The sequence below is a fragment of the Burkholderia sp. HAN2018 genome (assembly GCF_024704855.1).
In the GTDB taxonomy this organism is placed as follows: Bacteria; Pseudomonadota; Gammaproteobacteria; order Burkholderiales; family Burkholderiaceae; genus Burkholderia; species Burkholderia cepacia.
Genome location: NZ_QOBB01000372.1, coordinates 1 through 4,211, shown reverse-complemented (window position 1 = coordinate 4,211; position 4,211 = coordinate 1). Strand labels below are relative to the sequence as shown.

Annotated in this window: 1 protein-coding gene and 1 pseudogene; both read left to right on the top strand. The window is 71.5% G+C overall.

The genetic code is table 11. From position 1 onward, the window contains the following. Positions 1-1,517 (top strand): annotated as a pseudogene (locus tag DPV74_RS39455) (exodeoxyribonuclease V subunit gamma); the annotation flags it as partial. Then, the coding region (locus DPV74_RS39450) for an exodeoxyribonuclease V subunit beta (RefSeq protein ID WP_119339160.1) at positions 1,514-4,211 on the top strand (2,698 nt) is incomplete at its 3' end. The pseudogene DPV74_RS39455 and the gene DPV74_RS39450, both read left to right, overlap by 4 nt.

Here is a 4,211-nt window from a genome sequence, read left to right as displayed (position 1 = left end):
CGGCGGCCGTCGTCCGGGCCGGGCTGGCCGCCGCGCTCGACGATCCGGCGCGCGGCGGGGTGCCGTGGGGCGGCGTCACGTTCTCGTCGCTGACGAGCCTGCGCGGGCTGCCGTATCGCGTCGTCTGCCTGCTCGGGATGGACGATGGCGTGCTGCCGAGCCTCGCGCGCGCGGACGAATTCGACCTGATGGCCGTGTTGCCGAAGCTCGGCGATCGCCAGCGCCGCGACGACGAGCGCAACCTGTTTCTCGACCTGCTGCTCGCCGCACGCGACCGGTTGCTGATCGCGTACACGGGCCGCAGCATTCGCGACAACGCGCCGTTGCCGCCCGCGGCACTCGTCGACGAATTGCTCGACCATCTCGCGCTCGTCACGGCAGGCCCCGACGCCGCGCCGGACGCGGTCGATGCCGCGCGGCGCGCGTTCATCGTCGAGCATCCGCTGCAACCGTTCGCGGCCGCGTATTTCCAGCCCGGCAGCGCGCTGGTGTCCTATGACGCCGAGCGGGCGACGCTCGCGTCGCTGCTCGCCGCCGAAGCGTCGCGCGACGGCCCGCGCGAATTGCCGTTTTTCGCGCAGCCGCTGCCGGCCGAACCGGTCGAGCCCGTCGCATTCAGCGAATTCGAACGCTTCTGGCGCCATCCGGCGCGCGCGTTGCTGCGCGGCCGGCTCGGCATCGTGCTTGCCGACGCGCAGGCCGAACTGCTCGATACGGAACCGTTCGCGCTCGACTTCGCCGGCAGCGATGCGCTCGCCGAGCGCGTGCTGCCGCTGCTGATCGAATCGGACGAGGGCGGCGTGCACGATCATGCGCTGCGCATCGCGGACGCGAGCCCCGAACTGCCGGGCGGCGCGACAGGCGCCGTGTGGCGCGACCAGGCACTCGGCTCGATGACGCAGCTGGCGTCGAACGTGCGTCGTGCGCTGGCCGACGGGATGGAGCGGCGGTCGTTCTCGCTCACCGTCGTGCCCGCCTGGCCCGACACCGAGCAGGCGTTGTTCGGCGCGCACGACGCGCTGCTGTCGGGCGACGCGGTGAGCGCGCCGCTTGAACTGCACGGCACGCTGAACCGGCTGACGCAGGCCGGGCAGATCATCTACCGTTATGCGAGGCCGAGTGCGCGCGACTACCTGTCCGCGTGGCTTGCGCATCTCGTCTACTGCGCGATCGAGCCTGGCGGCCCGCGCCGCACGCTGTGGTTCGGCAGCGGCGGCGCGTTCGAGCTGACGCCTGTCGCGGCGCCGCTCGAGCAGCTCGCACCGCTTGCCGCGCTGTTTCGCGCGGGGCGGCGCATGCCGCTGCGGTTTTTCCCGCGCAGCGCATGGGCGCGGGTGTCCGACGGCGAGGCCAAGGCCGCGAGTGTCTGGATCAACGAACGGGTCGTGAGCGAAGCCGACGATCCGGCCATCGCGATCGCATGGCGCGGCGCGCATGCGTCGCTCGACGAGCCGTTCGCCACGCTCGCGCGGCTCGTGTTCGATCCGCTCGTCGAGCATCTGAAGGAGGTCGCATGAGCGCCGTGTCGCAGCCGCAGCAGGCGCTCGAACTCGACGTGTTCGCGTGTCCGCTCGATGGCGTCAACCAGATCGAGGCATCGGCCGGCACCGGCAAGACCTGGAACATCTGCGCGCTCTATGTGCGTTTGCTGCTGGAAAAGGATCTCGGTGCGGACGAAATCCTCGTCGTGACTTTCACGAAAGCGGCGACCGCGGAGCTGCACGAGCGGATTCGCGGCCGGCTCGCGCAGCTTGCGCATGCGCTCGATACGGGTGACGACGGCGGCGATCCGTTCATCGAGCGCCTGCTCGAGACGACGCTCGGCGAAGGCGGCGAGCTCGATCCCGAAACGGCCGCGAAACGGATCCGGCGTGCGCTGCGCGCGTTCGACCAGGCGGCCATCCATACGATCCACGCGTTCTGCCAGCGCGCGCTGCAGGAAGCGCCGTTCGCGGCCGCGATGCCGTTCGCGTTCGACATGGAGGCCGACGATGCGTCGCTGCGCTTCGAACTCGCGGCGGATTTCTGGCGCACGCGCGTCGAACCGGCGGCCGCACGCTGGCCGGGTTTCGCGACCTGGCTCGTCGAATCGGGGGCCGGGCCGGCCGCGCTCGACGCGCAGCTCGCGCGCCGGCTGAAGAAGCCGCTCGCCGCGCTGCGCTGGGACGGCGTGACCGAGCCCGACGAATCGGCCGAGGCCGCCGCGGCCGAATGCTTCGCTGAGTCCGGGCGGATGTGGGCGGCCGAGCGCGAAGCGATCGATGCGTTGCTGCGCGCCGCGCAGCCCGCGCTCAACCAGCGTTCGCACAAACCCGAAGCGGTTGCCGATGCGCTCGCCGCATGGGCCGCGCATTTCGCGCAGGGCGACGCGACGGCTGCGCTGCCGAAGGCCGCGCTGAAGCTCACGCGCACCGCGCTCGTGAAGGCGACGAAAAAAGGCGGCGCGACGCCCGAACACGCGTTCTTCGACGTGGCGGACGCGCTCGAGGCGGCCGTGGCGGCGGCTGAAGCCGCACAGCGCGCGCGCTGGCTCGCGCTGATCGCCGAATGGCTCGACATGGCGCCGGGCGAGCTGGCCGAGCGCAAGCGCACGCGGCGCATCGTGTCGTTCGACGATCTGCTGGCGAACCTGTACCACGCGCTGCATGCGCATCCGTGGCTCGCCGAGACGCTGCGCGCGCGCTATCCGGCCGCGCTGATCGACGAGTTCCAGGATACCGACCCGCTGCAGTTCGCGATCTTCGACCGGATCTTCGCGCCGGGCGGCCCGCTATTCCTCGTCGGCGATCCGAAGCAGGCGATCTACAGCTTCCGCGCGGCCGATCTGCATACCTATCTGGCGGCGCGTGCGCGGGCGAGCGCGTGCTACACGCTCGCGGTCAACCAGCGCTCGACGCCCGCGATCGTCGATGCGTGCAACCGCTTCTTCATGTCGAATCCGCGCGCGTTCGTGCTCGACGGGCTCGACTACTACGCGGTGCGTGCCGGCACGCGCGTGCGCGCGCCGTTCGTCGACGAAACCGATCCGGGCCCGGCAGGCGACTTCCGGGTGTGGGCGTTGCCTGGCGGTGAAGGCACGTTGCTCAAGCGCGATGCGCAGGCACGGGCCGCGCAGGCCTGTGCCGCCGAGATTGCCCGGCTGATGCGGGGCGCGCGCGAAGGGCGCGTGCGGCTCGGCGAGTCGCCGCTGTCGCCGGGCGATATCGCGGTGCTCGTGCAGACGCACCGGCAGGGCAGTCTCGTGAAGCGCGTGCTGGCCACGTGGGGCATCGGCAGCGTGGAACTGGCGCAGGCCTCGGTGTTCTCGACCGGCGACGCGGAGCAGCTTGAACGCGTGCTGGCGGCGATCGATGCGCCGGGCGACCTGCGGCGGCTGCGCGCGGCGCTCGCAGCCGACTGGTTCGGCCTCGATGCCGGCGCACTGTGGCGGATGGAGCAGGGCGACGGTGATGCGTCACACGAAGCGTCCGCGGCCGACAGTGCCGACGCGATGAGCTGGGTCGAGCGCTTCTCGCGGTACCGGCTGCTGTGGCGCGAACGCGGTTTCGCGGTGATGTGGCGCACGTTCACGCGCGAATTGCGGATCGCCGAGCGGCTGATGGCCGGCGCGGACGGCGAGCGTCGCGTGACCGACATCAACCATCTGGCCGAACTGACGCAGGCACGCGCGTCCGCGCAGCCGGGCATCGCGCCGACGCTGCGCTGGCTAGCCGCGCAACGGCTCGACGGCGGCGGCGAGGAAGCGCAGTTGCGGCTCGAATCCGATCGCAACCTCGTGCAGATCGTCACCGTGCACAAGTCGAAAGGCCTCGAATACGCGATCGTGTTCTGTCCGTTCCTGAACGACGGCGGGTTGCGCGAGCCGCCCGCGTCCGCGTTGCCCGATGCGCGCGAATACCACGACGATGCGGGCGACGCGGTGCTGCATTACGGGTGCGACGACGAGGCGGCCGCGCATGCGGCGCAGCAAGCGCTGCGCGAGCAGGCCGCGGAGCGCGCGCGGCTCGTCTACGTGGCGCTCACGCGTGCGGTCTATCGCTGCTACGTCGTCGCCGGGCCGTACCTGTCGTCGCGCTCGACGCGCGAGGCGCGACGCAGCGTGCTGAACTGGCTCGTCGCCGGCGCCGGCCAGTCGTTCGATGCATGGCTCGACGAGCCGCCCGACGAAGCCGCGCTCGATACGGCGTGGCACGCGCTCGCGGGCGGCCCCG